The sequence below is a fragment of the Pelomonas aquatica genome, assembly GCF_026712205.1.
GTDB classification, from domain to species: Bacteria; Pseudomonadota; Gammaproteobacteria; order Burkholderiales; family Burkholderiaceae_C; genus Pelomonas; species Pelomonas aquatica.
This window is the reverse complement of the sequence record NZ_JAPPUW010000017.1, coordinates 1-26,231: the sequence shown is the minus strand read 5'-3', so window position 1 is coordinate 26,231 and position 26,231 is coordinate 1. Positions and strand designations below refer to the sequence as shown.

The window sequence follows — 26,231 nt, the reverse complement described above, 5'->3', positions numbered from 1 at the left end:
GGAATCTCCTGGTGAGGGGTTGGCGTTCAGAGGTCGCGCAGCAGCGCGGGGATGTCGAGCAGCAGCAGCAGGCGCGGGCCTTGCGCGCCCTCGAGCGTGGCAAGGCCCCGGATGCAGTCGGCGGCAGGGCCGGGGCGGGGCCGCACCTGCCCGGGCTGCAGCGCCAGCACGTCGGACACCGAGTCGACGACCAGGCCCACGGTGCGGCGTGCGACGTTGACGACGACGGTGACCGTGTTCGCGCCGTATTCGGCCGGCAGGCCCATGCTGCGGCGCAGGTCCACGATGGGCACGATGACGCCGCGCAGGTCCGTGACGCCCAGCAGGTGGCCGGCGGCATTGGCAAGGCGGGTCGGCGCCTCGTAGCGGCGGATCTCCTGCACGGCGAGGATGTCGATGCCGTACTCCTCGGCGCCCAGGCGCGAGGCCAGCACCTCGGGCGCCGCAGCCGTCGCGACGGCCTTGTTCTCGATGATGGAAATTGCGGTCATGGTCAGCCTGTTGGGTTCGCAAAATGATAATTTTGATAAATTCATTTTGGCAATTTGCCGGCCGATGCGCATGACCTCCGTGCGTGCAGAATTCCTCGAAAATGTCGATGGATTGGGCGATTGGCGCAGGTCTGACCTCGGCGCGTCCGGGTCGGTGCGGCAGCCAGTGCCGATCGATCGGCTAATAATTGATAAAAATGTCAGAGTTGGCCTTGGCCCGGCGCGAGGCCGTCGACGCTGGAGACCGCGAACGGGTCCCGAAAGCACAGCGGCCGGGGCGGGCTCCCGCCCGCACCCGGCCGCGCCGCCGAGCGAAGACGCTCAGCCCGGCTGCTTGGTGATGCGCAGATAGGGCTTGGGCGCCCGCCAGCCCGCGGGGAAGAGGGCCTTGGCGTCTTCGTCCGACACCGAGCCGGCGATGATGACGTCCTCGCCCGGCTTCCAGTTCACCGGCGTGGCGACCTTGTGCTTGGCGGTCAGCTGCAGGCTGTCCAGCACGCGCAGGATCTCGTCGAAGTTGCGGCCCGTCGTCATCGGGTAGGTCAGCATCAGCTTGATGCGCTTGTCCGGGCCGACGATGAAGACCGAGCGCACGGTGGCGTTGGTCGCGGCCGTGCGGCCCTCGGACGTGCCTTCGATGTCGGCCGGCAGCATGTTGTAGAGCTTGGCCACGTGCAGGTCGTGGTCGCCGATCATGGGGTATTTGGGCAGGTGGCCCTGGGTCTCCTCGATGTCGGCGGCCCAGCGGTGGTGGTTGTCCACCGGGTCCACCGACAGGCCGATCAGCTTGGCGTTGCGCTTGGTGAACTCGGGCTCGATCTTGGCCATATAGCCCAGCTCGGTCGTGCACACCGGCGTGAAGTCCTTGGGGTGGGAGAACAGGATGGCCCACTTGTCGCCGATCCAGTCATGGAAGCCGATCTGGCCTTGCGTGGTCTGGGCGGTGAAGTCGGGGGCGATGTCGTTGATGCGCAGGGACATGGCGAGCTCCGTGAGTGCGTGGGAGCTGAATGATAGGAACGAAGCAAGGGCCTGTTGCGCATGAGCTTGTTCGCAGAACTTCTATTGCTGCAGCGCGGCCACCGGGCGTAGGCTCGTTGACCGCCATGTCCGAAGTCCGCGCCCTCGACCTCAGCCGCATCGACGACGAGACCCGTCCCTGCGTTCTCGAATGGCTGCGCGACCGCAGCGCCTTCCACAGCTGGTTCTCGTCGCTGGTGACGGGCAGCTTCGTCGTCATCACCGTGTTCGGCAGCAAGCCCGGCTTTTCGACGCCCGACGGCGTCGTGCTGGCCATCGCCGTGGCCTTGCTGCTGCTCAGCCTGCTGGCCAATCTGGTCGCCGTCTGGTCCATCCCGAGCTGGAAGTTCCGCGTCGCCACCGGCGCCTTGAAAAGCGGCACGACGATGCGCCGCGAGCTGGCCATCACGGCCTGGTTCGGCGTCGTCTGCTTCGTCGGCGGGCTGACGCTGGGCTTCATCGGCGGCACACCGGGCTGAGAGGCCTCGAGCAGGCGCCGGGCGTCCGCGCGGCGCGCTTAGCATGCGCGCATGAAACTGCCTGTTCCTCTCCTCCTCGCCGCTGCGCTGTTGGCTGGCGGCGCGCATGCCGAACCCGCGCTGACGCTCGAGTGCATCACCGCCGACCCGCCGCTGGCCGGCCGCCTGCCGCGCCAGGCCGAGGTCTCGCCCGGCGGCCAATGGGTCAGCTTCCTGCGGCCCTCGCAGGCCGACAGCGAGGTGCTGGAGCTGTGGGCCCAACCCGCCGCCGGCGGCGAGCCGCGCAAGCTGGTGGCCGCGGCCGACCTGCTCGGCGGCGCCGCGCAGAAGCTCAGCGAAGCCGAGAAGATGGCCCTGGAGCGCCAGCGCATCAACCAGCGCGGCATCACCGGCTACCAGTGGTGCGGCCAGGACGACCAGGCACTGCTCTTCCCGCTGTCGGGCGACCTCTACCTGGTGCACCTGGGCGCCCATGGCCCGGAGCCCCAGCGCCTGACGCATTCGCCCGACGCGCCCAAGCAGGACCCGCGCTGCACGCCCGATGGCCGGAACCTGGCCTATGTGCAGGGCGGCAACCTCTTCGTGCTGCCGCTGGCCGCGGGCGCCCAGCCGCGCCGGCTGACGAGCGACGGCAGCGCCACCGTGGGCTGGGGCCTGGCCGAGTTCATCGCCGCCGAGGAGCTGTCGCGCCAGCGCGGCTACTGGTGGAGCAAGGACGGCAAGTCGCTGCTGGCCCTGCGCGTGGACGAGTCCGGCGTCGCCGTCAAGACCCGCGCCCAGATCTTTGCCGACCGTACGGCGATGACGCAGCAGCGCTACCCGGCGGCGGGCGAGGCCAATGCCAGGGTCGCGGCCTTCGTCATCGACGCCGCGACCGGCCAGCGCCGCGAGCTGCCGCTGCCCGCGGCGGCCGAATACATCCCGCGCGCCGGCTGGTTCGCCGACGGCACGCCCTGGCTGCAGTGGTTCACGCGCGACCAGACGCGGCTGACGCTGGCCGAGTTCAAGCCCGGCGCCGCGCCGCACGACATCACCGTCGAGACCGACCCGGCCTGGGTCGAGGTGCAGGACGACCTCATCGAGACGCCGCGTGGCCTGCTCTGGTCCAGCGAGGCCTCGGGCCGGCGCCAGCTGCTGCTGGTCGACCGCGCCAGCGGCCGGCGCACGCCGCTGACCCAGCAGGCCGAGCCCGTGGCCCATGCCATCTGCGCCAACGCCGAGCAGCTCGTCTTCGCGGCGGCCGGCGACGTTGGCAAGGCGCAGGAGCTCTACGCCCAGCCGCTGGCCGGCGGCCAGGCCCGCTTGCTGCCGGGCGCGGCCAGCCGCCAGTGGCGCGACGCCAAGGCCGACAGCGCCTGCACGCGGCTGCTCGTCACGCGCTCGGCCTGGAGCGAGCCGCCGCGGCTGGAACTGCGCAGCCTCGGCCAGGACACGGCCATCGCGCTGGCCGGCGACCCGCCCTCGCCCGACCTCAAGGCCTATGCCAACACGCCGCTGGCGCTGGCGCTGACCGCGGCCGACGGCCGCACGCCGCTGAACGCCTTCTTCTTCGCCGCCCAGGACCGCCGCGAAGGCAGGCACCCGGTCATCGTGATGGCCTATGGCGGCCCCGGCTCGGCCACCGTGAACTGGGCCTGGGGCCGCGACATGCCGCTGATCGCCTACTGGCAGCAGCGCGGCTACGGCGTGCTGATGCTGGACACGCGCGGCATGCAGCACCGCGACCGCGAGTTCACGCGCGCCCACCACCATGCCTTCGGCAGCAACGAGGTGGCCGACCTGTTCGCCGCCGTGCGCGAGCTGCCCGGCCGCGTGCCGGGCGTGGACCCGGCGCGCATCGGCTTCTTCGGCTGGAGCTATGGCGGCTTCCTGGCCGCGAGAGCGGTGCTGGATGCGGACACGCCCTTCGCCGCCGCGGTGGCCGTGGCGCCGGTGACGGACTGGACGCTCTACGACACCGCCTACACGGAGCGTTATCTCGGCATGCCCGATGCCGGCAGGGCCGAGCCCTATGCCGGCGCCAACCTGCCGGCCCGCGCCGCGCTGCTGAGCCGGCCGCTGCTGCTGATGCACGGCACGGCCGACGACAACGTGCTGTTCGAGCACACGCTGCGCCTCGTCGAGGCCCTGCAGACCGCCGGCAAGAGCTTCGACCTGCAGATCTACCCCGGCAAGGCCCACGGCATCGCCGGCCGCGCGGCGCGGCTGCACCTCTACCGCACGATGGACGCCTTCTTCGACAGACATTTGAAGCCCGGCCAATGACTCTCGTCTATTCGACCGACTTCGGCCGCGCCTGCGCGGGCTGCGGCAAGCCCGTCGCGCAATGCGCCTGCAAGGCCAAGGCCAGGCCGGCCGGCGACGGCATCGTGCGCGTCAGCCGCGAGACGGCGGGCCGCAAGGGCAAGGGCGTCACCGTCGTGCGCGGCCTGCCGCTGGACGATGCGGCGCTGGCCGCGCTGGCCAAGCAGCTCAAGGCCGCCTGCGGCAGCGGCGGCACGGTGAAGGACGGCGTCGTCGAGATCCAGGGCGACCATGCCGACAAGCTCATGGCCTGGCTGCAGGCTCGGCCCGAGGGCTGGACCGTCAAGCGCGCCGGCGGCTGACGGAAAAATTCACGGACCTTGGCGAGGTCCGTGAAAACCTTCAGCCCGACCGTCATCCGGCGCCGCTACATTCGCGGCCGTCACGAGGGAGGACGGAAGATGAACAAGACATTGCGTGCGTTGCTGGCCGGCGCGCTGGTTGGCGCGGCCACGCTGGCCGCGGCGGCGGCCGACAACAGCAAGAACCTGGCGCCGGGCTTCGTCGCTCTTCCCCAGGCCGCCAGGCTGGTCGTCATGCCGGTGGATGTGGAGCTCTATTCCCTGTCGGCGGGAGGCGTGCCCGAGCCCAAGGCCGACTGGACGGCCCATGCGCAGACGTACATGAAAGCCGAGCTGGTGCGGCGCACGCAGTCGATCGGCCTGACGGCCCAGCTGATGGACGACAAGGCGGCCGACGAGTTCGCCGAGCCCATGGCCCTGCACGCCGCTGTGGCGCGCTCGATCGCGCTGCACCATGCCACCGGCGGCGTGTGGTCGCTGCCGACCAAGGGCGGCAAGCTGGATTGGAGCTTCGATGACGCGCTGCGCGACCTGCAGGCCAGGAGCGGCGCCGACTACGGCCTGTTCATCTGGGTGCGCGACAGCTATGCCAGCGCCGAGCGCAAGCTGGCCATGGTCGGCCTGGCCCTGCTCGGCGTCGGCCTGACCGGCGGCATGCAGATGGGCTATGCGTCCCTGGTGGACCTGAACAGCGGCAAGGTGCTGTGGTTCAACCGGCTGGCCCGTGGCAGCGGCGACCTGCGCGAGGCCAAGGAGGCCGCCGAATCCATCGAAGTGCTGCTGACCGGCTTCCCCAAGCCGCAATGAAGCGCCGCGCGCTGATCGGCTGCGCCCAGTGCCTGGCGCTGTCCGGCCTGCTCGGCCCGGCCGCGAGCCGAGCGCAGGGCAGCTGGCTGGCTCCGCCGCGATTCGAGCGCCCCGACGTGGCCACCGAGGAAGGCGGCCTGTGGGCCATGATGGACCGCGAGGAGACGAGGCTGCGCCGCAGTCCCTTCCTGGTGCGGGATGCGGCCCTGCAGAAGTATCTGCAGGACATGGCCTGCAAGCTGGCCGGCAACCACTGCCCCGACGTGCGCGTCTACCCGGTGCGCACCCCCTTCTTCAATGCCAGCATGGCGCCCAACGGCATGATGCAGGTCTGGACCGGCCTGCTGCTGCGCGTGGACAACGAGGCCCAGCTGGCCGCCGTCATCGGCCACGAGATCGGCCACTACCTGCAGCGCCACACGCTGGAGCGGCTGCGGGACGTGAAGTCGCGTTCGGCCTTCGGCATGTTCCTGGGCATGTTCGGCCTGGTCGGCCTGGTGGGGCAGATGGCGACGCTGGCCGGCGCCTTCGGCTTCTCCCGCGACCAGGAGCGCCAGGCCGACCAGATCGGCCTGGCCTTGATGCGTCAGGCCGGCTACGACACCCACGAGGCGCCCAAGGTCTGGGACAACCTGCAACTGGAACTGGCGGCCATGCACGGGGGCGACCCCGGCCTTCGCAACCCCTTGTTCGCGAGTCACCCCGGCTCCGCGGAGCGCGGCGACAAGCTGCGGGAACTGTCCGCCGGCGACGAGGCCAGCTATGTCGGCGAGGCGGAGCACCGCCGCGCGTTGGCGGGTCTCCAGACGCAGATGCTGGAAGACGAGCTCAAGCGCGGCCAGACCCGTGAAACCCTGGCCCTGCTGAATCGCCTCGTCGAACGCCAACCCGAGCGCGCCGACCTGCTCTATGGCCGCGGCGAGGCGCGGCGCCTGCGCGCGGCCGACGGCGACCTGGATCTGGCGCAGGCCGACTTCCAGCGGGCCATCGCGCTGGGCAGCGAGCCGGCCGAGGTCTACCGGTCGCTCGGCTATCTGCATCGCAGCCGTGACGACGCCGAACAGGCCCGCGAAGCCTTCGGGCGCTATGTCGAGAAGGCGCCGGCCGCGCCCGACGTGGCCATGATCAAGAGTTTGCTGTGAGGAGGAACACCATGAACAAGACCATCCGCGCCCGCCTGGCGATGCTGGCATTCAGCCTGCTGCTGGCGGCCTGCGCCGCACCCGTCACTCGCGTCGAGGTTGGCGAGGTCACCGTCGGCAAGCGCATGGCCGTCAAGGTCGACGCCGCCTGGAACCAGTTCGGCGGCGGGCTGACGGCGGGCATCCCGACCTGGACGATGGAAGGCATCACCATCGACGCGCTGCGCTTCTACACGGACGTCAAGGATGGCCAGACCTTCGGCCCGGCCCATCCGCCCAAGGGCCGCCAGCCGCTGATCTTCAAGGCCGCGATGCAGCCGGCCGACATCGTGGCGCTTTTCCAGTCGTTGCAGACCCAGGACGGCTCCAGCTTCACGCTGGACAAGCTGGAGCCGGCGGAGTTCCTCGGCGGCAAGGGTTTCCGTTTCGAATACTCGACGATCCGCAAGGTCGACGAAGTGCCGCTCAAGGGCGTGGCCTATGGGCGCGTGAGGGACGGCGAGCTTTTCCTGGTCAGCTACAGCGCGCCGCGCCTGGTCTTCTTCCCGCGCTATCAGCCGCGAGTGGAGAGCCTGATCCGGAGCGTCAGCCTGCGCGGCTGAGCACAAGCACCTACCGGGCCTGCTGCCTGGCCTTCTCGCGGGCCAGATAGCTGGCCTGCGCCTGGTCGCGCTCGCGCTGCAGGCGGGCTTCGTGCGTCTCCCAGTCGGCGCACTGGAAATAGGAGCCGCCGAACAGCCAGCCGAGCACGCCGGAACCGTCGGCGGCGCGGGCATCGCCGCCCGTGCAGACCATCGAGGCCTTGGAACTGCTCTGCTCGGTCAGGACCTGCTGCACGAGCATGGAGCGCGATATCAGCACCGCAGCCGGCATCCCCACGGCCAGCAGCACGCCGCCGATGACGAAGCCCTTCAGCCAGCGCGGCGTGGCCGGCTTCGCGGTGGCCCGGCCGGCCTGCGGCCCGGGCCGCTGCACGGGCACGGTGGCCCTGGCGGTGGAGGCTTCGGTGCGCGGCGCGCTGCGCCGGTCGCGGCCGCCACCCGCGCCGCTGAGAAGGCGCGGCTCGGCCGTGCGGCCGGGCGTGGAAGAGGGCGGAGGGGTTGGCATGCGGATCGGGGCGCGCGGGCAAGCCGGATGCTAGGAGTCGAGGGGCTGACCGCGCTGTGAGCAATTGCAAGCCCGGCCGGCGGCCCGGGCCGCCTCGTGCGGGAAATCACGCCGGCCGGCCGCGTGCGGCCCAGCCGCGACAATCCGGCGATGACAGAGACCGCCTTTTCCCGCCTGCCGCTGAGCCCGGCCATGCAGGCCAACCTCGACCAGCTCGGCTATGCGCAGATGACGCCCATCCAGGCCGCCAGCCTGCCGCTGGCCCTGGCCGGCTGCGACCTCATCGGCGAGGCCCAGACCGGCTCCGGCAAGACGGCGGCCTTCGCGATCGCGCTGCTGCACCGGCTGAAGGCCGACTTGGCCGCCGTGCAGTCGCTGGTGCTATGCCCCACGCGCGAGCTGGCCGATCAGGTCACGCAGGAGATCCGCCGCCTGGCCCGCGCGGCGGACAACATCAAGGTGCTGAGCCTGTGCGGCGGCAGCCCGATGCGCCCGCAGGTCGAGAGCCTGAGCCACGGCGCCCACGTCGTCGTCGGCACGCCGGGCCGGCTCATCGACCACCTGGAGCGCGGCACGCTGGACCTGGCGGCGCTGAACACGCTGGTGCTGGACGAGGCCGACCGCATGCTGGACATGGGCTTCCTGGACGACATCAAGGCCGTCGCCAGGCGCGCGCCCGCCAACCGGCAGACGCTGCTGTTCTCGGCCACCTTCCCCGACGGCGTGACGGACATCGCCGCGAAGTTCATGCGCGAGCCACAGACGGTCAAGGTCGCCGGCGCCGGGGGCAGGCCGGGCGCGGCGGCGTCGACGATCCGCCAGATCGCCTTCGAGGTGACCGAGGCCCAGCGCCTGGACGCCGTGCCGCGCCTGCTGCGCGCCTTCCGCCCCGAGTCGGCCATCGCCTTCTGCAACACCAGGCAGCAGTGCCGCGATCTGGAGGCCGTGCTCGCCGCGCAAGGCTTCGTCGCGCTGGCCCTGCACGGCGACCTGGAGCAGCGCGACCGCGACCAGGTGCTGATCCAGTTCGCCAACCGCAGCGCGTCGGTGCTGGTGGCCACCGATGTGGCCGCGCGCGGCCTGGACATCGCCAACCTGGCCTGCGTCATCAACGTGGACATCAGCGCCGACGTCGAGCAGCACGTGCACCGCATCGGCCGCACCGGCCGAGCCGGCGCTTCAGGGCTGGCGCTGAGCCTGGCCAGCCTGGACGAGATGGGCCGCATCGGCCGCATCGAGCAGCTGCAGGGCGCCGAATTCAAGTGGCAGCCGCTCGGCGATTTGCGCGATGCGCCCGGCGGCCCGCTGCTGCCGGCGATGGACACGCTGCAGATCCTCGGCGGGCGCAAGGAGAAGATCCGCCCCGGCGACATCCTCGGCGCGCTGACCGGCGAGGCCGGCTTTGCGGCGGCCCAGATCGGCAAGATCAACGTCACCGATTTCCACAGCTATGTCGCCGTGGAGCGCGCCATCGCGCAGGAGGCCGTGAGGCGGCTGTCCCTGGGCAGGCTCAAGGGCCGCAAGGTCAAGGTCAGGCGGCTGGCGGACCTGGAGTGACGCCGGGCCGAGGGGTTTGTCACGCGCTGCCGCGTTCGGGGGAGGTCGCTCCGCGGCGTGCGACCTTTTCACGCGCGGGCGGGTGGTGCGGCGCCTAGTCTGGACATCAAGACGAGGTACCCCATGAACACACGCCCCATGCCATTGAGCGACGACTACGAGCTGCGGTTCGAATCCCTGTTCCAGGCCGGCCGAGCGCTCGCCTTCCCCTGCGATGCGGCGGGCGGCGTGCGCCTGGACGGGCTCAGCGAGCGGGCGCGGCAGAACTATCTGTTCGCGCGGGCGGTGGTGGGGCGGGAGTACGCCATGCCGATCGTGTTGCGTTGCGGCGGCGCGAGGGGCTGAAGCGAGGCCGACTGGGCCGAATCACTTCGCGAAGCCGTCCTTCAGCCCGGTGATCTTGTTGAACACCGGCCGGTCGGCGCGGTGGTCGACGCGGTCGGTCACGAAATAGCCGTGGCGCTCGAACTGCCAGCGCTGCTCGGCGGCGGCGGCGGCCAGCGAGGGCTCGACGAAGCCCTGCACGACGCGCAGCGAGTTCGGGTTGACGAATTCGAGGAAGTCGCGCCCGCCGGCATCCGGCTGGGGCTCGGTGAACAGGCGTTCGTACAACCTCACCTCGGCAGCCACGGCCTCGTGGGCGCCGACCCAGCCGATGGTGCCCTTGACCTTGACCGCATCCGCGCCCGGTGTGCCGCTCTTGGTGTCGGGGATGACGGCGGCCAGCACGGCCGTGACCTTGCCGGCCGCATCCTTCTCGGCGCCGGTGCATTCGATGATGTAGCCGGCCTTCAGGCGCGCCTTGTTGCCCGGAAACAGCCGGAAATAGCCCTTGGGCGGCACTTCGACGAAGTCCTCGGCCTCGATCCAAAGCTCGGGGCCGAGCGAGAAGCTGCGCTGGCCCAGCTCCGGCTTGTGCGGGTGGGCGGCGGTCTCGCAGGGCTCGCGGTGGTCGCTGCTGCCGAACACCTCGGCGTAGTTGGTCAGCCTGAGCTTGAGCGGCTGCAGCACGGCGAAGGCGCGCGGCGCCTGCGGCTCCAGGTCGGCGCGCAGGGCCTGGTCGAGCACGGTGTCGTCGATCCAGGCGTTCTGCTTGCTGGCGCCGGTGGCCTCGACCATCGCGCGGATGCTGGCCGGCGTGAAGCCGCGGCGGCGCAGGCCGACGAGGGTGGGCATGCGCGGGTCGTCCCAGCCGCCGACGTGCTGCTCTTCGACCAGCTGGCGCAGCTTGCGCTTGCTGGTGACGACGTAGTTCAGGTTCAGGCGGCCGAACTCGATCTGCTGCGGCAGCGGCCGGGCCAGCAGGCCGAGGTCGGCGAGCTGGTTCAGCAGCCAGTCGTAGAAGGGCCGCTGGTCCTCGAACTCCAGCGTGCAGATGCTGTGCGTGATGCGCTCCAGCGCGTCCTCGATCGGATGAGCGAAGGTGTACATCGGGTAGATGCACCATTTGCTGCCGGTGGCATGGTGTTCCGCATGCTTGATGCGGTAGAGCGTCGGGTCGCGCAGGTTGATATTGGGCGAAGCCATGTCGATCTTGGCGCGCAGCACCATCGCGCCGTCGGCATGCCGGCCGTCGCGCATCTCGCGCAGGCGGGCGAGGTTGTCCGCGGCGGAGCGGTCGCGGAAGGGGCTGTTCACGCCCGGCTTGCCGAAGTCGCCGCGGTTGGCGCGCATCTCGTCGGCGCTCTGCTCGTCCACATAGGCATGGCCGGCGTCGACCAGGGCCTCGGCCGCCGCGTACATGAAGTCGAAGTAGCTGCTGGCCTCGAACAGGTTGTCGCCCCAGGACCAGCCCAGCCACTGCACCATCTCCTTGATCGCGTTGACGTACTCCAGTTCCTCCTTCTCGGGGTTGGTGTCGTCGAAGCGCAGATGGCAGGCGCCGCCGAAGTCGCGCGCCAGGCCGAAGTTCAGGCAGATGCTCTTGGCATGGCCGATGTGCAGATAGCCGTTGGGCTCGGGCGGGAAGCGGGTGCGGATGCGCGCCTCGTCCAGCGGGCCGGCGCCATGGTGGGCCGCGTCGCCCGGCGTGCCGGCAAAACGGCGGCCGGCAAAGGCGCCGGATTCGAGATCATGCTCGATGCGCTGGCGCAGGAAGTTCGTCGCGGGGGCGGCGGGGGCGTGTTGGCTCATCGTCGGCTCTGAAATGGAAGCGGGCCATGCCATGGCCCGTCGTGATGCCGCAGATTCTAAGGATGAGCCCGCAGCGGCAGCCGCACGTGTGCGAGGGCTATGCTGATCCAGACGGCCACGCTGAAGTAGAGCGTCATCCAGACGACCTCGCTGCGCCAGTGCGCCCAGTCGTGCGCCACATGCCAGCGGTAGGCCGCGTCCGCCGCACCGGCGGCGAGGCTGGGGTAGCTGCGCCCGGCGGCCTCGTCGGCCAGCCAGCGCGACCAGTACATGGGCACGTCCACCGCGAACATATAGGCCGCATAGGCCAGGCCCGCCGCGATGGCCAGCGCCAGCCAGCGCCGGCCCCGGGCCGAGGCGCGCGGCCACTGGCCCAGCAGGGCCAGCACGCTGAGCACGGCCACCGTGCCCCACAAGGTTTCCTCGGCGACGTGGCCGAGGTTGCGCGTCGTCAGCACGGCGTACCAGGAGTTGAACTCGGCCAGCGCGATCAGCGGCAGCACGGCATGCGCGACGCGCAGGCTGGGCCGGTGGCCGGTGGCCAGCGCCGCGCCGCGCAGCAGCAGCGCCCATTGCGCGGCGAAGCTCAGCTCGGCCAGCGTCGCGACCGTGCGGCCGACCAGCACGCTGGAGGCCCAGCTGTCCACCATGACGACGCGCGGCACGTCGAACACCGGCAGCAGCGAGCGGTAGCCGCAACCCAGCACATACAGCGCCGACAGCAGCAGCTGCAGCCGCTGGTGGGGCCAGGTCGTGCCGTCCGGCCGGTTGCGGTGCAGCCAGGCGGTCGAGACCGTCCAGGCGACGAGGTTGAGGCCGGCGATGCCGCAGAGCAGATGCCACCAGTAGGTCGCGTCGGTCATGGGCTGCTCCTCTCACCCGCCTGACTTCGGCGGGCGTCCTGTCTTGACCGGCACCAGCCGGTCCAGCGCCGCGGCCAGCGCCTCGGCGTCCAACTCGGCCAGCGCATGCAGGCCGGCGCGCAGCAGTTCGCTCTTCCTGGCCTCGCGCTTCACGTCGTGGAGGCGATGCTTGAGCGCCTTCAGCAGCTCGTAGTCGGCCTCGGGCATCGTGAAGCCGTCGCGCACGAGCTTGGCGCGCTCGGGAGGCGGGGGCTTGCGGTCGTGGCTCATAAACGATGAAAACCGTTTATACGGTTTTCATCGGCGCCGCGCCAGCGGCTTTGCAGAGGCGCCTGCCGTCTCAGCTGCGCCGGCTGCCGCTGCCGCCGAGGATGGAGCCGAGCACGCCGCGGATGATCTCGCGGCCGACGGCCGTGCCCATGCTCCTGACCGCCGAGCGCGCGGCCGACTCGGCCAGGCCTTCGTGGCGGCCGCCGCGCGGGCCGGTGCTGCCGAACAGCATGTCCTTCAGCCCGTCCAGCAGGCCGCCGCCCGTGTCGGCGGGCGGCGCGCTGCCGGCGCCGCCTGCAGGCGCGGGTGCCGCGACGGCCGTCGTGCCCTTGCCGGTCAGCTTCTCATAGGCCGATTCGCGGTCGAGCTGTTCCTCGTAGACGCCGGCGACGGTGGAGTCCTCGATCAGCGCCCGGCGCTGCTCCGCCGTGATCGGGCCGATCTGGCTGCCCGGCGGCAGCACGAAGACGCGTTCGGTCACGCTGGGCCGGCCCTGCTCGTCGAGCAGGCTCACCAGCGCCTCGCCGACGGCCAGCTCGGTGATGGCGGCCTCGATGTCGAGGCCGGGCTTGGGGCGCATGGTCTCGGCCGCGCTCTTGACGGCCTTCTGGTCGCGCGGCGTGAAGGCGCGCAGCGCGTGCTGCACGCGGTTGCCGAGCTGGCCGAGCACGTTGTCAGGGATGTCCAGCGGGTTCTGCGTGACGAAATAGACCCCCACGCCCTTGGAGCGCACCAGGCGCACGACGAGTTCGATGCGCTCGATCAGCGCGGCGGGCGCGTCCTTGAACAGCAGATGGGCCTCGTCGAAGAAGAACACGAGCTTGGGCTTGTCCAGGTCGCCCACCTCGGGCAGCATCTCGAACAGCTCGCTCAGCATCCACAGCAGGAAGGTCGCGTACAGCCGCGGCGAATTCATCAGCTTGTCGGCGGCCAGCACGTTGATGACGCCCAGGCCGTTGTCCGTCTGCATGAAGTCGGCGATGTCGAGCATGGGCTCGCCGAAGAATTTGTCGCCGCCCTGGGCCTCGATCTGCAGCAGGCCGCGCTGGATGGCGCCGACGCTGGCGGCCGACACATTGCCGTACCGCGTCGTGAACTGGCTGGCGTTGTCGCCGACGTATTGCAGCGTGGCGCGCAGGTCCTTCAGGTCCAGCAGCAAGAGACCCTGGTCGTCGGCGATCTTGAACACCATCTGCAGCACGCCGGCCTGGGTCTCGTTGAGCGCCAGCATGCGGGCCAGCAGCAGCGGCCCCATGTCCGACACGGTGGCGCGCACCGGGTGGCCCTGCTCGCCGAAGACGTCCCACAGCGCGGTGGGGCAGGCGATGCTCTCGGGCGCTTCCAGGCCGCGCGTCTTCAGCAGGGCCAGCAGCTTGTCGCTCGGGCGGCCCGGCTGGCTGATGCCGGTCAGGTCGCCCTTCACGTCGGCCATGAAGACGGGCACGCCCAGCCTGGAGAAACTCTCGGCCAGCTTCTGCAGGCTGATGGTCTTGCCGGTGCCGGTGGCGCCGGTGATGAGGCCGTGGCGGTTGGCCAGCGCCGGCAGCAGCAGGCACTCGGTCTGCGCGCTGCGGGCCAGCAGGATCGGGTCGGTCATGGGGCGTCCTCTAAAATCGGGGGCTATTCAACGATAAACGGGCTGCTGCAACGGCAGCCTTCCAGGAGCCAACCTATGGCCGGTCATTCCAAATGGGCCAATATCCAGCATCGCAAAGGTCGCCAGGACGAGAAGCGCGGCAAGATCTGGACCCGCATCATCCGTGAGATCACGGTGGCCGCGCGCCAGGGCGGCCCGGACATCAAGGACAACCCGCGCCTGCGCCTGGCCGTCGACAAGGCCAAGGCCGCCAACATGCCGGCCGACCGCATCAAGTACAACATCGACAAGGCCAGTGGCAACCTCGACGGCCTGACCTACGAGGAAATCCGCTACGAGGGCTATGGCATCGCCGGCGCTGCCATCATGATCGACACGATGACGGACAACCGCGTCCGCACCGTTGCCGAGGTGCGCCACGCCTTCAGCAAATACGGCGGCAATATGGGCACGGACGGCTCCGTGGCCTTCCAGTTCAGGCACGTCGGCCAGCTGCTGTTCGCGCCGGGCACGTCGGAGGACAAGGTCATGGAAGCGGCCCTGGACGCCGGCGCCGAGGACGTCGTCACCGGCGACGACGGCGCCATCGAGGTGCTGACCGCACCTAGCGACTACGAGGTCGTCAAGGCCGCGCTGGAGGCCGCCGGCCTGGTGCCGGAACTGGCCGAAGTGACGATGCGCCCCGAGAACACCATCGAGCTGAGCGGCGACGACGCCGAGCGCATGCAAAAGCTGCTGGACGTCATCGAAGACCTCGACGACGTGCAGGCCGTCTATCACAACGCCGAACTGGGCTGAACATGAAAGTCCTCGTCATCGGCAACGGCGGCCGTGAACACGCCCTGGCCTGGAAGCTGGCCCAGGGCCAGCGCGTCAGCCAGGTCTTCGTCGCCCCCGGCAACGGCGGCACGGCCCGCGACGCGCGCCTGGAGAACGTGGCCATCGCGCCCACCGACGCGAAGGCGCTGGCCGACTTCGCCGAGCAGCAGAAGATCACGCTGACCGTCGTCGGCCCCGAGGCCGCATTGGCCGCCGGGGTGGTGGACGAGTTCCGCGCCCGCGGCCTGCGCATCTTCGGCCCGACCAAGGCGGCGGCGCAGCTCGAGAGCTCCAAGGCCTTCGCCAAGGACTTCATGAAGCGCCACGGCATCCCGACCGCGGCCTACGAGACCTTCTCCGACGCTGCGGCGGCCCACGCCTACGTCGACGGCCGCGGCGCCCCCATCGTCATTAAGGCCGACGGCCTGGCGGCGGGCAAGGGCGTCGTCGTCGCGATGACGCTGGACCAGGCCCACGAGGCCATCGCCTGGATCCTGGAGGACAACAAGCTCGGCGTGACCCACAACGAAGGCGGCGCCCGCGTCGTCATCGAGGACTTCCTCGCCGGCGAGGAGGCCAGCTTCATCGTCGTCTGCGACGGCAGGCATGTCGTGTCGCTGGCCACCAGCCAGGACCACAAGCGCCTGCTGGACGGCGACGAAGGCCCCAACACCGGCGGCATGGGCGCCTACTCGCCCGCGCCGGTCGTCACGCCCAATGTGCATGCCAAGGTCATGCACGAGATCATCCAGCCGACCATTGCCGGCATGGCCAAGGACGGCCACCCCTTCACCGGCTTCCTGTACGCCGGGCTGATGATCGACGAGCACGGCCAGCCGCGCACCGTCGAGTTCAACACCCGCATGGGCGACCCCGAGACCCAGCCCATCCTGATGCGTCTCAAGAGCGACCTCTTCGAGCTGCTGATGCATGCGACCGACGGCACGCTGGACCAGGTCGAGCTGCAGTGGGACCGCCGCGTGGCCCTGGGCGTCGTGCTCGCGGCCGAGGGCTATCCGCTGAATCCGCGCAAGGGCGACGCCATCGACGGCCTGCCGGCCGACGAGGACGAGGCCATGGTCTTCCACGCCGGCACGGCCGAGGTGAACGGCAAGCTGCTCACCAGCGGTGGCCGCGTGCTGTGCGTGACGGCGCTGGGCGAGTCCGTGCGCACGGCGGCGCAGCGCGCCTACGACGCCGCCTCGGGCATCCAGTTCAACGGCCGGCAATTCCGTTCGGACATCGGCCACCGGGCCATCAAGCGTTGACGTCCGCACCTGCCGTCCTGACCGGGCCGCTGCACCCCCACGGCCGCGCGAGCCGCGTGGCCCGCTGGGTGCTCAGCCTGTTTGGCTGGACGGTGGACGCGCCGGGCCTGCCGGCGGAGCAGGGCGTCATCCTGGTCTATCCGCACACCTCCAACTGGGACTTCGTCGTCGGCGTGCTGGCCAAATGGGCCATCGGCCTGCAGCTGCGCTTCTGGGGCAAGGACAGCCTGTTCCGCGTGCCGCTGCTCGGGCGCTGGGTGCGCTGGATCGGCGGCGTGGCCGTGGACCGTGCCAGCCCGCATGGCATGGTGGCGGACACGGTCGCGCAGATGCGCGCGGCCGCGGCGCGCGGCGAGCGCTTCTGGCTGGCCGTGGCGCCCGAGGGCACGCGCTCGCTGACGACCGGCTGGCGCACCGGCGCCTACCAGGTCGCCGTGCAGGCCGGCGTGCCGGTGGGCCTGTGCTATTTCGATTTCCAGCGCCGCGTCGTGTCGCTGAACCGTTTCGTCCGGCTGACCGGCGACCTGCAGGCCGACTTCGCCGCCTTTGCCGACTACCTCGGCCCGCGCATGGGCAGGCGCCCGGCGCTGGCCAGTCCCATTCAACCCAAGCCGCCGCGCCCATGAACTCGCAAGCCGTCCGGGACTATCTGCTGGGCCTGCAGCAGCGCGTCGTCAGCGCGCTGGAAGCGGCCGATGGCAATGCCTTCCTCAGCGACGGCTGGAGCCGCGAGCCCGGCGGCCGGCTGGAGGGCGACGGCCTGAGCCGGCTCATCGAGGGCGGCTCGGTGTTCGAGCGCGGCGGCGTCAACTTCTCGCACGTGAAGGGCCGCGTGTTGCCGCCCTCGGCCACGCAGCACCGCCCCGAGCTGGCCGGCGCGCCCTTCGAGGCCATGGGCGTGTCGCTGGTGCTGCATCCGCACAACCCCTTCGTGCCGACCGTGCACATGAACGTGCGGATGTTCGCGGCCCTGCCGGCCAATGCGCCGGCCGTGACCTGGTTTGGCGGCGGCATGGACCTGACGCCCTACTACGGCTACGAGCGCGACGCCCAGCATTTCCACCGCGTCTGCCGCGACGCGCTGCAGCCGCATGGCGAGGCGCTGTACCCGAGGTTCAAGGCCTGGTGCGACGACTACTTCTTCCTGAAGCACCGCAACGAGCCGCGCGGCATCGGCGGCATCTTCTTCGACGATTTCGCCGAAGGTGGCTTCGACAAGGGCTTTGCGCTGATCCAGTCGGTCGGCGACGCCTTCCTCGCCGCCTATCTGCCCATCGTCGAGCGCCGCCAGGGCTATGCCTATGGCGAGCGCGAACGCGACTTCCAGGCCTACCGGCGCGGCCGCTATGTCGAGTTCAACCTGGTCTGGGACCGCGGCACGCTGTTCGGCCTGCAGTCCGGCGGGCGCACGGAATCCATCCTGATGTCCATGCCGCCGCAGGTGACGTGGCGCTACGACTGGGCGCCCGAGCCGGGCACGCCCGAGGCGCGGCTCTACAGCGACTTCCTGCGCCCGCGCGACTGGGCCGACGAAACCTCGACGCCGCTGTGGCTTTGAAGCTTGCCATCTTCGGCGGCAGCTTCGACCCGCCCCATCTCGGCCATCTGGCCTTCGCCCGCTTCGCGCTGCAGGCGCTGGCGCCCGACCGCCTGCTGTGGCTGCCGGCCGGCCGGCAGTGGCAGAAGCCCGACCAGGTCATGGCCGCGCCGGTGCACCGCGTGGCGATGATCCGCGAGCTGATCGCGGGCGATGCGCGGCAGGCGGTCGACGAGCGCGAGCTGCAGCGCCGCGGCCCCAGCTTCACGGCCGACACGCTGCGCGAGCTCGCGGCCGAGCGTCCGGGCGCCGAGCTGATGTTCCTGATCGGCCAGGACCAGTACGCACGGCTGCCGACCTGGTACCGCGCCGAGGCCATCGCCGGGCTGGCGACTCTCGTCGTCGTGCCGCGCGCGGGCGAGGCCGTCGTCACGCCGTCCGGCCTGCCCCCGCATCGCCTGCAGGTGCTGGAGCTGCCGGACCTGCCCATCTCATCCACCGCCGTGCGCGAGGCCATCGCGCGCGGCGACGACATCTGCCCCTTGGTGGGCGCCGACGTGGCGAGCTATATTGCCTCGCACCGTCTCTACGGGAAGAAGCCCTGAATGGATATTCGCAAGCTGCAACGCGCCATCGTCGATGGCCTGGAAGACGTCAAGGCTCAGAACATCGTCGTGTTCAACACCGAGCATCTGTCGCCGCTGTTCGAACGCGTCATCATCGCGTCCGGCACCAGCAACCGGCAGACCAAGGCCCTGGCCTCCAGCGTGCGTGAAACGGTCAAGGGCCGTGGCATGCAGGTCATGCGCACCGAGGGCGAGGACAACGGCGAATGGATCATCGTGGACTGCGGCGCCGCCGTCGTGCACGTGATGCAGCCGGCCATCCGCGACTACTACCACCTCGAAGAGATCTGGGGCGACAAGCCGGTCAAGCTCAAGCTTGGCAGCGCCGAGGTCAAGCTCGTGAAGGCCTCGGAGCCCGAGCCGGCCGCGAAGAAGGCGCCGGCGAAGAAGGCTGCCGCGCCGGCCAAGAAGGCGCCGACCGCGAAAAAGGCCGCGCCCGCGAAGAAGGGCGTCAGCCGCGTCGTCGGCAGCAAGACGCCGGCGGCCAAGACCATCAAGGTCGGCGCGGCCAAGCCGGCCGCGAAGAAGAAGACGGCGGCCAAGGCGGTACCGGCCAAGAAGGCCGCGCCGGCGAAGAAGGCGGCTCCCGCGAAGAAGGTCGTCGCGAAGAAAGCCCCGGCCAAAAAGGCCGCTGCCAAGAAGGCCTGATGCGCCTCTTGCTCGTCGCCGTGGGCCAGCGCCAGCCGGCCTGGGCCGACACGGCCTACGAAGATTTCGCGAAGCGCTTCCCGCCCGAACTGAAGCTCGAACTCAAGGCCGTCAAGGCCGAGACGCGTGGCAGCAGGACGGCCGAGCAGCTGATGGCGGCCGAGGCGGCGCGCATCGAGGCGGCACTACCGAAGGGCGTGCGCCGCGTCATCCTGGACGAGCGCGGCGAGCGTCGCACGTCGGTGCAGCTGGCCGAGCGGCTGAAGCTGTGGATGGGCGAGGGCCGCGACGCGGCCCTCATCATCGGCGGCCCGGACGGCCTGCATCCCGACCTCAAGGCCACGGCCGACGAGACGCTGCGCCTGTCCGACCTGACGCTGCCGCATGCCTTCGCCCGCGTGCTGCTGGCCGAGGGCCTGTACCGCGCCTGGACCGTGACGACCGGGCATCCCTACCACCGCGAATAGCATGTCAGCCCCCAAGACGACTTCGTCGTCGGCCCCCCAAGGGGGCGCGTCCGGCTCGGGGCGGCCCAGCGCCGGACCCTTCATCTACCTCGCCTCGCAGAGCCCGCGCCGCCGCCAGCTGCTGCAGCAGATCGGCGTGCGCCACGAACTGCTGCTGCCCGGCGCCGACGAGGACGCCGAGGCGCTGGAGGCCATCCATGCCGGCGACCTGCCGGAGAGCTACTGCGCCCGCGTGACGGCCGCCAAGCTCGACGCCGCGCTGGCCCGGCTGGCGGCGCGCGGCCTGCCGGCGGCGCCCGTCCTGTGCGCCGACACGACGGTGGCGGTGGACGACCTCATCCTCGGCAAGCCCGAGGACGAGGCCGACGCGCGGCGCATCCTGACGCTGCTGTCGGGCCGCAGCCACCGCGTCATCACGGCCGTCGCCGTGGCCGACGCGATGCAGCGCGCGGCTGCGCTGAACGTGTCCCGAGTCGAGTTCGCGCCGCTGTCTGCTGCGCAGATCGGCCGTTACGTCGCCAGCCGCGAGCCCTTCGGCAAGGCCGGGGCCTATGCCATCCAGAGCCAGGCCGCGGCCTGGATCGTGAACATTGCCGGCAGCTACTCCGGCATCATGGGGTTGCCCCTCTTTGAGACGGCCTCGCTGTTGGAGAAATTCGGTTTCGAGTTCTGATGCCTGCCGCCCCGGCCGGCGGCACGCATCAGCATTCAAGGGTTCGCGATGGAAGACATCCTGATCAACTGGTCCCCGCAGGAGACGCGGGTGGCCGTGGTCGAGAACGGCGCCGTGCAGGAGCTGCACATCGAGCGCACGCTGGAGCGGGGCCTGGTCGGCAACGTCTACCTCGGCAAGGTCGTGCGCGTGCTGCCCGGCATGCAGTCGGCCTTCATCGACATCGGCCTGGAGCGCGCGGCCTTCCTGCATGTGGCCGACCTGCACAGCGCCTCGCAGTTCGGCCACGGCCGCAATCACAACGCGGACGCGCCGCCCACGCCCATCGAGCGCCTCGTCTTCGAGGGCCAGCCGCTGACCGTGCAGGTCATCAAGGATCCGATCGGCACCAAGGGCGCGCGCCTGTCCAGCCAGATCAGCATCGCCGGTCGCATGCTGGTCTATCTGCCGCAGGACGAGCACATCGGCATCAGCCAGAAGATCGGCTCGCCCGAAGCGCGCGAGGCGCTGCGCGCACGCATGGCCGCGCTGGTGGGCACGAAGGAGCAGGGCGGCGGTGGCGGCTTCATCCTGCGCACCAATGCCGAGGATGCGTCGGACGAAGAGCTGGCCGCCGACATCGCCTACTTGCGCAAGACCTGGCAGCAGATCCGCGAAAAGGCGCTGACGACGCCGCCGGCCAGCCTGCTGCACCAGGACCTCAGCCTCGTCGAGCGTGTGCTGCGCGACCTGGCCAGCGAGCGCACCGGCGCCATCCGCATCGACTCGCGCATGCAGTACGACGTGCTGCGCCAGTTCGGCGAGACCTTCATGCCGGCGGCCACGGCCAAGCTGGAGCACTACCGCGGCGAGCGGCCCATCTTCGACCTGTGCAATGTCGACGCCGAGATCGCGCGGGCGCTGGCGCGCAAGGTGGAGCTGAAGTCCGGCGGCTCGCTGGTGTTCGACCAGACCGAGGCGATGACGACCATCGACGTCAACACCGGCGGCTTCGTCGGCGCCAGGAACTTCGACGACACCATCTTCAAGACCAACCTGGAGGCGGCCGGCGCCATCGCGCGCCAGCTGCGCCTGCGCAACCTGGGCGGCATCATCATCGTCGACTTCATCGACATGACCCGCGACGAGCACCGCGCCGCCGTGCTGGCCGAGTTCAGGAAGCAGCTCGCACGCGACCGCACCAAGGTCACCGTCGGCGGCTTCACGCAGCTCGGTCTGGTGGAGATGACGCGCAAGCGCACCCGCGAATCGCTGGCCCGCATGCTCTGCGAACCCTGCCCGACCTGCGAGGGCCGCGGCCAGATCAAGACGGCGCGTTCGGTCTGCTACGACATCCTGCGCGAGATCCTGCGCGAGGCGCGGCAGTTCTCGCCCCGCGAGTTCCGCGTCGTCGCTGCGGCCAATGTCGTCGAGATGCTGCTCGACGAGGAGAGCGCCCACCTGGCCGGCCTGTCCGACTTCATCGGCAAGCCCATCTCGCTGACGGCCGAGCCGGCCAACCAGACGGAGCACTACGACATCGTGCTGCTCTGAGAGTTTGAGCCACGGAGAAAGCTGTCTCCGTGGCTCTGTGGCTCTGTGTTTGCACTTCTGCATTTCTCCTGTCCGCTGCGGGTGATGCGCAGCGTCATGGACAACCGATCCCGCCCAGGCGGCGTGCGTGACGCCGGGCGAGGGCACGCGGCGGCTGCGGCAAAATTCGCGACCATCCGGAGTGCCTTCATGCCCTTGAACCTTTCCCGGCGCCGCGGCCTCGCGGCGCTTGCCGCCTGGTCCGCTGCACCTGCGTTCGCCCAGCTGCGCATCGACATCGCCGGCGTCGGCGGCTCGCGCGTGCCGGTGGCCATCGCCGATTTCCGCGACGAGTCCAGGTCGCCCCAGCCCATCGCGGCCATCGTGCGCGCCGACCTCGAGCGCAGCGGCCAGTTCCGCAGCGTCGATGCGCCCGGCGCGCTGAACGAGACCAGCAGCCCCGTCTGGCCCGACTGGCGCGCCCGCCAGGCCGATGCCCTCGTGGCCGGCTCGGTCAGCCGCCTGGCCGATGGCCGCCTGGACATCCGCTTCAAGCTCTGGGACGTCGTCAAGGGCGCCGAGCTGGTCGGCCAGGCCCAGGCCGTGCTGCCCGACGACGCGCGCCTCGCGGCCCATCGCATTGCCGACGTCATTTACGAGAAGCTCACCGGCGACAAGGGCGCGTTCGCGACCCGCATGGCCTATGTCACCAAGGCCGGCCCGCGCTACAGCCTCGTCGTCGCCGACGCGGACGGCGAGGGCGCCAGGGTCGCGCTGACCAGCCCCGAACCCATCATCTCGCCGGCCTGGGCGCCCAACGGCCGCGAGCTGGCCTATGTGTCCTTCGAGAGCCGCAAGGCCACCGTGCGCGTCCAGGACGTGCAGACGGGCCAGCGCCGCGTGCTGGCCGACTTCAGGGGCACGAACAGCGCGCCCGCCTGGTCGCCCGACGGCCAGCAGCTCGTGCTCAGCCTGTCGCGCGAAGGCGGCACCCAGCTCTTCGTCATCAACCGCGACGGCTCGGGGCTGCGCCGCCTGACGCAGAGCAGCGCCATCGACACCGAGGCCTGCTACTCGCCGGACGGCAGCAAGATCTATTTCGTCAGCGACCGCGGCGGTGGCCCGCAGGTCTACCGCATGCCCGCGGGCGGCGGCGCGGCCGAACGCGTCACCTTCAGCGGCAGCTACAACATCAGCCCGGCGATCAGCCCCGACGGCCGTACGCTGGCCTATATCGCCCGTGTAAGCGGCAATTTCCGCCTGTGCGTGATGGACCTGGCCAGCGGCCAGGTGCAGCAGATCAGCGAGACCAGCGACGACGAGAGCCCGGATTTCTCGCCCAACGGCAAGCTGATCGTCTACGCGACCCGCGCCGGCGGCAAGGAAGTGCTGATGACCACGACGCTGGACGGCAAGATCAAGACGCCGCTGCTCGTCACGCTGGCCGAGGTGCGCGAACCCACCTGGGGGCCGTTTACACGTCAGTAACTTGACGGTCCGCACCATGTTGGACAATAGCCGGCCCGCGTCGCCGCGGCCCCTGCCCCCCAACCCTCGCTCGCTTTGCCCGTTCTGGAGAACACTCGAATGAAGCTGACCCGCTACGCGCTCACCCTGGCCGCCGCCGCTGCCCTCGCCGGCTGCGGTTCCACCGTCAAGCTGGACGAACCGGCGCCGGTCAAGGACATCTCCACGACGACGGCCCCCGCCGGCAGCACCTCGCAGGGCAAGACCGAGCCGGTCGGCGCGTCCCAGGTGGCGACGGTCGACCTGTTCAGCGAGCTCTCCCAGCAGGTCAAGGACAAGCGCGTCATCTACTTCGACTTCGACAGCGACGTCGTCAAGGAGGAGTACCGCGGCCTCGTCGACCTGCATGCCCGCCGCCTGAAGGCCAGCAAGCAGGCCGCGCTGAACCTCGAAGGCCACACCGACGAGCGCGGCGGCCGCGAATACAACCTGGCCCTGGGCCAGCGCCGCGCCGAGGCCGTCGCCAAGTCGCTGACGCTGCTGGGCGCCGGCACCGGCCAGGTCGAGGCCGTCAGCTTCGGCAAGGAGCGCCCGGCCGTGCAGGGCGGCACCGAGGAAGCCTGGGCCAAGAACCGCCGCGTCGAGCTCAAGGACAAGTGATGCGGGCTCTGCGTCTGGCGCTGGTCGCGTGCGCGGTCGGCGCAGCCTTCGTCCAGCCGGCCCGTGCGGGCCTGTTCGAGGACGACGAGGCCCGCAAGGCCATCCTCGAACTGCGCGGCAAGGTCCAGGCCAACGAGGATCTCGCCAACAAGCGCGCCGACCAGCTGAACTCGCTGGTCCAGGACCAGATCCAGCCGCTGCGCCGCAGCGTGCTGGACCTGAACGCCCAGATCGACGCGCTGCGCGCCGAGATCGCCAAGCTGCGCGGCGCCAACGAGCAGCTGGCGCGCGACCTGGCCGACACCCAGCGCAAGCTGACCGACCAGTCGCAGTCCGTCGATGCGCGGCTCAAGCCGCTGGAGCCGCAGAAGGTCAACCTCGACGGCCGCGAGTTCCAGGTCAGCCCCGACGAGCGCAGCCAGTACGAAGCCGCCATCGGCCTCGTGCGCCGCGGCGACTTCGCCGAGGCCGTGGCCGCGCTGAACGCCTTCCTGAAGCGCTACACCGCCAGCGGCTACACCGACTCGGTGCGCTTCTGGCTCGGCAATGCGCAGTACGGCAAGCGCGACTACCGCGATGCGATCGCGACCTTCAAGGCCTTCATCGCCGGCAACCCCGACCATCCGCGCGCCGGCGAAGCCCTGCTCGCGCTGGCCAACTGCCAGATCGAGCTGAAGGACAACAAGTCCGCGCGCCGCAGCCTTGAAGACCTCATCAGGGCCTACCCCGGCACCGAAGCCGCACAAGCGGGCAAAGAGCGCCTGGCCGCGCTGAAGTGATGGCCGCGGATCAGCTCGACGCTGATCTGGAGCGTCGCTTCGGCGGCCTGCGCCGCCTGCACGGCGACGCCGCCTACCAGCGCCTGCGCGCCGCCCGCTTCGCGGTCGTGGGCCTGGGCGGCGTCGGCTCCTGGGCCGTGGAGGCGCTCGCGCGCTGCGGCGCGGCCGAGCTGCTGCTGATCGACCTGGACCAGGTCTCCGAATCCAACATCAACCGCCAGATCCAGGCCCTGGGGTCGACCGTCGGCATGGCCAAGGCCGAGGCGCTGCGCCTGCGCATCGCCGACATCCACCCCGGCTGCACGGTGCGGGTCGTCGAGGAATTCGTCGAGCCCGACAACTGGCCGGCACTGATCGGCGGCGCCGAACTCGACGGCCTCATCGACTGCTGCGACCAGGTGCGTGCCAAGGCCACGCTCGCCGCCTGGGCGCGCGAGCGGCGGCTGCCCTTCGTCACCGTCGGCGCGGCCGGCGGCAAGCGCGAGCCGCAGCGCGTGCAGATCGACGACCTGAGCGCCACGACGCACGACCCGCTGCTGGCCTCGCTGCGCCAGCGCCTGCGCAAGCACCATGGCGCGCCGCGCGGCGGCCACATGGACGTCGCCTGCGTCTACTCGCGCGAACCGGTGCACCTGCCGCAGCAGGGGGCGGGCGAGGCCTGCGCCGTCGACGGCAGCCTGAACTGCCATGGCTACGGATCCAGCGTCGCCGTCACGGCGACCTTCGGCCTGTGCGCCGCGGCCGAACTGCAGCGCCTGCATCTGGCCCGGCAGCCGGGCTGAACGACATTCCGATGAAAATTCTTGCGAGCCTGCCGAAAACCTGCCTATAATGGCAGGCTCTGCTTGACGCGGGATGTTAGCTCAGTCGGTAGAGCAGCGGACTTTTAATCCGTTGGTCGCAGGTTCGAATCCTGCACATCCCACCAGACTTTCTGGCGGCGATTCGAAAGAATCGCGCTATAATCGCTGGCTCAGCAAGGCACGCGCCGAACTGAATCAGGGCTCTTAGCTCAGTTGGTAGAGCAGCGGACTCTTAATCCGTTGGTCGAAGGTTCGAATCCTTCAGGGCCCACCAAAATTCTCTATGCAAATCATGCACTTAGCGCTCAGGCGCTAAGTGATTTTTGCTTTACGGCGGTACAAAATTGACCGTCGGTACGAATTCAGTACAGTGCCGCAACGCTCGTTGCCCTGAACCGACCTGATGCCGACCATCGTCAAGACGCCTTCCGGCACCTGGAAAGCCGTCATCCGCAAGACCGGTTTCCCCACCACGATCAAGACCTTTCGCCTGAAGAAGGACGCCGAGGACTGGGCGCGGCGATCCGAGGACGAGATGGTGCGCGGCCTGTTCGTTCAGCGTGCTCCGGCGGAGAAGATGACCTTTGCCAAGACCATAGAGCGGTATCTGGAAGAGGTCAGCAAGACGAAGCGGCCCGGCACTCAAAGCCGCGAGGTCAAGCGCGTGACCCCGCTCATCGCCTTTTTTGGGCGGCACTCTCTTGCTGGCATCACACCCGACCTGGTTGCTCAATACCGCGACAAGCGGCTCGCCGGTGAAGATCGGCGGGGCAAGGCGGGTGATACTAACTCGCGTTCAAACGTATAGAAGTTATCCATTTGAATCCAGTCATGGACTGGGTTCGGATGGGATCCGCTTCCAGTTGGACGAGCCCGGCAGCGAGGGTGTCCTGGACGGCG

28 protein-coding genes, 2 tRNA genes and 1 pseudogene are annotated in these 26,231 nt (G+C 70.0%); 24 read left to right on the top strand and 7 right to left on the bottom strand.

The genetic code is table 11. The features are described from left to right. Positions 1-26: 26 nt before the first annotated feature. The gene (locus tag NYP07_RS17450) at positions 27-491 is read right to left on the bottom strand and encodes a chemotaxis protein CheW (protein ID WP_268152705.1); all 465 of its coding nucleotides are present in this window, start codon (positions 489-491) and stop codon (positions 27-29) included. Positions 492-812: 321 nt separating this feature from the next. Beyond that, positions 813-1,472, bottom strand: coding sequence for a peroxiredoxin (locus NYP07_RS17445; protein ID WP_268152703.1), 660 nt, complete (start codon positions 1,470-1,472; stop codon positions 813-815). Positions 1,473-1,597: 125 nt separating this feature from the next. Here NYP07_RS17445 and NYP07_RS17440 point away from each other — a divergent pair, with 125 nt between their 5' ends. From NYP07_RS17440 to NYP07_RS17415, 6 genes are all read left to right on the top strand, one after another. Further along, positions 1,598-1,990 carry a hypothetical protein gene (locus NYP07_RS17440; protein ID WP_268152701.1) on the top strand — a complete coding sequence of 131 codons (393 nt, stop codon included), beginning with the start codon at positions 1,598-1,600 and terminating at the stop codon, positions 1,988-1,990. Positions 1,991-2,041: 51 nt separating this feature from the next. Then, on the top strand, positions 2,042-4,255 hold the full coding sequence (locus NYP07_RS17435) for a S9 family peptidase (protein ID WP_268152699.1): 2,214 nt from the start codon (positions 2,042-2,044) through the stop codon (positions 4,253-4,255). Beyond that, on the top strand, positions 4,252-4,596 hold the full coding sequence (locus tag NYP07_RS17430; RefSeq protein WP_268152697.1) for a translation initiation factor Sui1: 345 nt from the start codon (positions 4,252-4,254) through the stop codon (positions 4,594-4,596). The genes NYP07_RS17435 and NYP07_RS17430 overlap by 4 nt, the downstream gene beginning before the upstream one ends. A 99-nt stretch (positions 4,597-4,695) precedes the next feature. Continuing rightward, a complete protein-coding gene (locus NYP07_RS17425; protein WP_268152695.1) occupies positions 4,696-5,403 on the top strand; it encodes a hypothetical protein in 708 nt (235 codons plus the stop codon). Continuing rightward, the gene (locus tag NYP07_RS17420) at positions 5,400-6,545 is read left to right on the top strand and encodes a M48 family metallopeptidase (protein ID WP_268152693.1); all 1,146 of its coding nucleotides are present in this window, start codon (positions 5,400-5,402) and stop codon (positions 6,543-6,545) included. The genes NYP07_RS17425 and NYP07_RS17420 overlap by 4 nt, the downstream gene beginning before the upstream one ends. 11 nt (positions 6,546-6,556) lie before the next feature. After that, positions 6,557-7,147, top strand: a complete 591-nt coding sequence (locus NYP07_RS17415; protein WP_268152691.1) for a hypothetical protein — start codon at positions 6,557-6,559, stop codon at positions 7,145-7,147. A gap of 10 nt (positions 7,148-7,157) precedes the next feature. Here the strand turns inward: NYP07_RS17415 and NYP07_RS17410 are convergent, their stop codons facing one another. Next, positions 7,158-7,652 carry a hypothetical protein gene (locus NYP07_RS17410; protein ID WP_268152689.1) on the bottom strand — a complete coding sequence of 165 codons (495 nt, stop codon included), beginning with the start codon at positions 7,650-7,652 and terminating at the stop codon, positions 7,158-7,160. A 150-nt stretch (positions 7,653-7,802) separates the two neighbouring features. Between NYP07_RS17410 and dbpA the strand changes: the two genes are divergently transcribed. Then, positions 7,803-9,209 (top strand): ATP-dependent RNA helicase DbpA, encoded by a 1,407-nt coding sequence (dbpA, locus tag NYP07_RS17405; RefSeq protein WP_268152687.1) that lies wholly within the window; start codon positions 7,803-7,805, stop codon positions 9,207-9,209. Positions 9,210-9,332: 123 nt separating this feature from the next. Next, on the top strand, positions 9,333-9,554 hold the full coding sequence (locus NYP07_RS17400) for a hypothetical protein (protein WP_268152685.1): 222 nt from the start codon (positions 9,333-9,335) through the stop codon (positions 9,552-9,554). A gap of 21 nt (positions 9,555-9,575) precedes the next feature. Here NYP07_RS17400 and NYP07_RS17395 read toward each other — a convergent pair whose 3' ends face one another. From NYP07_RS17395 to NYP07_RS17380, 4 genes are all read right to left on the bottom strand, one after another. After that, complete coding sequence (locus tag NYP07_RS17395; RefSeq protein WP_268152683.1) at positions 9,576-11,342, bottom strand: glutamine--tRNA ligase/YqeY domain fusion protein; 1,767 nt, start codon at positions 11,340-11,342, stop codon at positions 9,576-9,578. A gap of 56 nt (positions 11,343-11,398) precedes the next feature. Beyond that, entirely contained in the window at positions 11,399-12,205 is an 807-nt protein-coding gene (locus NYP07_RS17390) for a hypothetical protein (protein ID WP_268152681.1), read from the bottom strand. Between the two features lie 12 nt (positions 12,206-12,217). Then, the gene (locus tag NYP07_RS17385; RefSeq protein ID WP_268152679.1) at positions 12,218-12,475 is read right to left on the bottom strand and encodes a hypothetical protein; all 258 of its coding nucleotides are present in this window, start codon (positions 12,473-12,475) and stop codon (positions 12,218-12,220) included. Between the two features lie 70 nt (positions 12,476-12,545). Further along, positions 12,546-14,072 carry a helicase HerA-like domain-containing protein gene (locus NYP07_RS17380; RefSeq protein WP_268152677.1) on the bottom strand — a complete coding sequence of 509 codons (1,527 nt, stop codon included), beginning with the start codon at positions 14,070-14,072 and terminating at the stop codon, positions 12,546-12,548. A gap of 75 nt (positions 14,073-14,147) precedes the next feature. On the opposite strand from NYP07_RS17380, the gene NYP07_RS17375 reads away from it, so the two are divergent. The 16 genes and pseudogenes from NYP07_RS17375 to NYP07_RS17300 all read left to right on the top strand — a co-directional run. Continuing rightward, on the top strand, positions 14,148-14,870 hold the full coding sequence (locus NYP07_RS17375; RefSeq protein WP_268152675.1) for a YebC/PmpR family DNA-binding transcriptional regulator: 723 nt from the start codon (positions 14,148-14,150) through the stop codon (positions 14,868-14,870). Between the two features lie 2 nt (positions 14,871-14,872). Further along, positions 14,873-16,159: a phosphoribosylamine--glycine ligase gene (gene purD, locus NYP07_RS17370; RefSeq protein ID WP_268152673.1), complete on the top strand. Its 1,287-nt coding sequence runs from the start codon at positions 14,873-14,875 to the stop codon at positions 16,157-16,159. Beyond that, positions 16,156-16,785 (top strand): 1-acyl-sn-glycerol-3-phosphate acyltransferase, encoded by a 630-nt coding sequence (locus NYP07_RS17365; protein ID WP_268152671.1) that lies wholly within the window; start codon positions 16,156-16,158, stop codon positions 16,783-16,785. The genes purD and NYP07_RS17365 overlap by 4 nt, the downstream gene beginning before the upstream one ends. Further along, the gene (gene hemF / locus NYP07_RS17360; RefSeq protein WP_268152669.1) at positions 16,782-17,717 is read left to right on the top strand and encodes an oxygen-dependent coproporphyrinogen oxidase; all 936 of its coding nucleotides are present in this window, start codon (positions 16,782-16,784) and stop codon (positions 17,715-17,717) included. The genes NYP07_RS17365 and hemF overlap by 4 nt, the downstream gene beginning before the upstream one ends. Beyond that, positions 17,714-18,301: a nicotinate-nucleotide adenylyltransferase gene (gene nadD / locus NYP07_RS17355; RefSeq protein WP_268152667.1), complete on the top strand. Its 588-nt coding sequence runs from the start codon at positions 17,714-17,716 to the stop codon at positions 18,299-18,301. The genes hemF and nadD overlap by 4 nt, the downstream gene beginning before the upstream one ends. Beyond that, positions 18,302-18,970: a ribosome silencing factor gene (gene rsfS / locus NYP07_RS17350; RefSeq protein WP_268152665.1), complete on the top strand. Its 669-nt coding sequence runs from the start codon at positions 18,302-18,304 to the stop codon at positions 18,968-18,970. It abuts the gene before it with no gap. After that, positions 18,970-19,437: a 23S rRNA (pseudouridine(1915)-N(3))-methyltransferase RlmH gene (gene rlmH / locus NYP07_RS17345; protein ID WP_268152663.1), complete on the top strand. Its 468-nt coding sequence runs from the start codon at positions 18,970-18,972 to the stop codon at positions 19,435-19,437. The genes rsfS and rlmH overlap by 1 nt, the downstream gene beginning before the upstream one ends. A 1-nt stretch (position 19,438) precedes the next feature. Then, complete coding sequence (locus tag NYP07_RS17340; RefSeq protein ID WP_268152661.1) at positions 19,439-20,110, top strand: Maf family protein; 672 nt, start codon at positions 19,439-19,441, stop codon at positions 20,108-20,110. A 48-nt stretch (positions 20,111-20,158) separates the two neighbouring features. Further along, a complete protein-coding gene (gene rng, locus NYP07_RS17335) occupies positions 20,159-21,643 on the top strand; it encodes a ribonuclease G (protein WP_268152659.1) in 1,485 nt (494 codons plus the stop codon). Positions 21,644-21,832: 189 nt separating this feature from the next. Then, positions 21,833-23,110, top strand: a complete 1,278-nt coding sequence (gene tolB, locus NYP07_RS17330) for a Tol-Pal system beta propeller repeat protein TolB (protein WP_268152657.1) — start codon at positions 21,833-21,835, stop codon at positions 23,108-23,110. 99 nt (positions 23,111-23,209) lie between these two features. Further along, on the top strand, positions 23,210-23,749 hold the full coding sequence (gene pal, locus NYP07_RS17325; RefSeq protein ID WP_268152655.1) for a peptidoglycan-associated lipoprotein Pal: 540 nt from the start codon (positions 23,210-23,212) through the stop codon (positions 23,747-23,749). Then, positions 23,749-24,528, top strand: coding sequence for a tol-pal system protein YbgF (gene ybgF, locus NYP07_RS17320; protein WP_268152653.1), 780 nt, complete (start codon positions 23,749-23,751; stop codon positions 24,526-24,528). Before pal ends, ybgF begins: the two co-directional genes overlap by 1 nt. Further along, positions 24,528-25,310 carry a tRNA threonylcarbamoyladenosine dehydratase gene (locus NYP07_RS17315; protein WP_268152651.1) on the top strand — a complete coding sequence of 261 codons (783 nt, stop codon included), beginning with the start codon at positions 24,528-24,530 and terminating at the stop codon, positions 25,308-25,310. Before ybgF ends, NYP07_RS17315 begins: the two co-directional genes overlap by 1 nt. A 70-nt stretch (positions 25,311-25,380) precedes the next feature. Then, positions 25,381-25,456, top strand: a tRNA-Lys gene (locus tag NYP07_RS17310). Positions 25,457-25,529: 73 nt separating this feature from the next. After that, a tRNA-Lys gene (locus NYP07_RS17305) sits at positions 25,530-25,605 on the top strand. A gap of 129 nt (positions 25,606-25,734) precedes the next feature. After that, a pseudogene (locus NYP07_RS17300) lies at positions 25,735-26,106 on the top strand (site-specific integrase); the annotation flags it as partial. Positions 26,107-26,231: the final 125 nt, after the last annotated feature.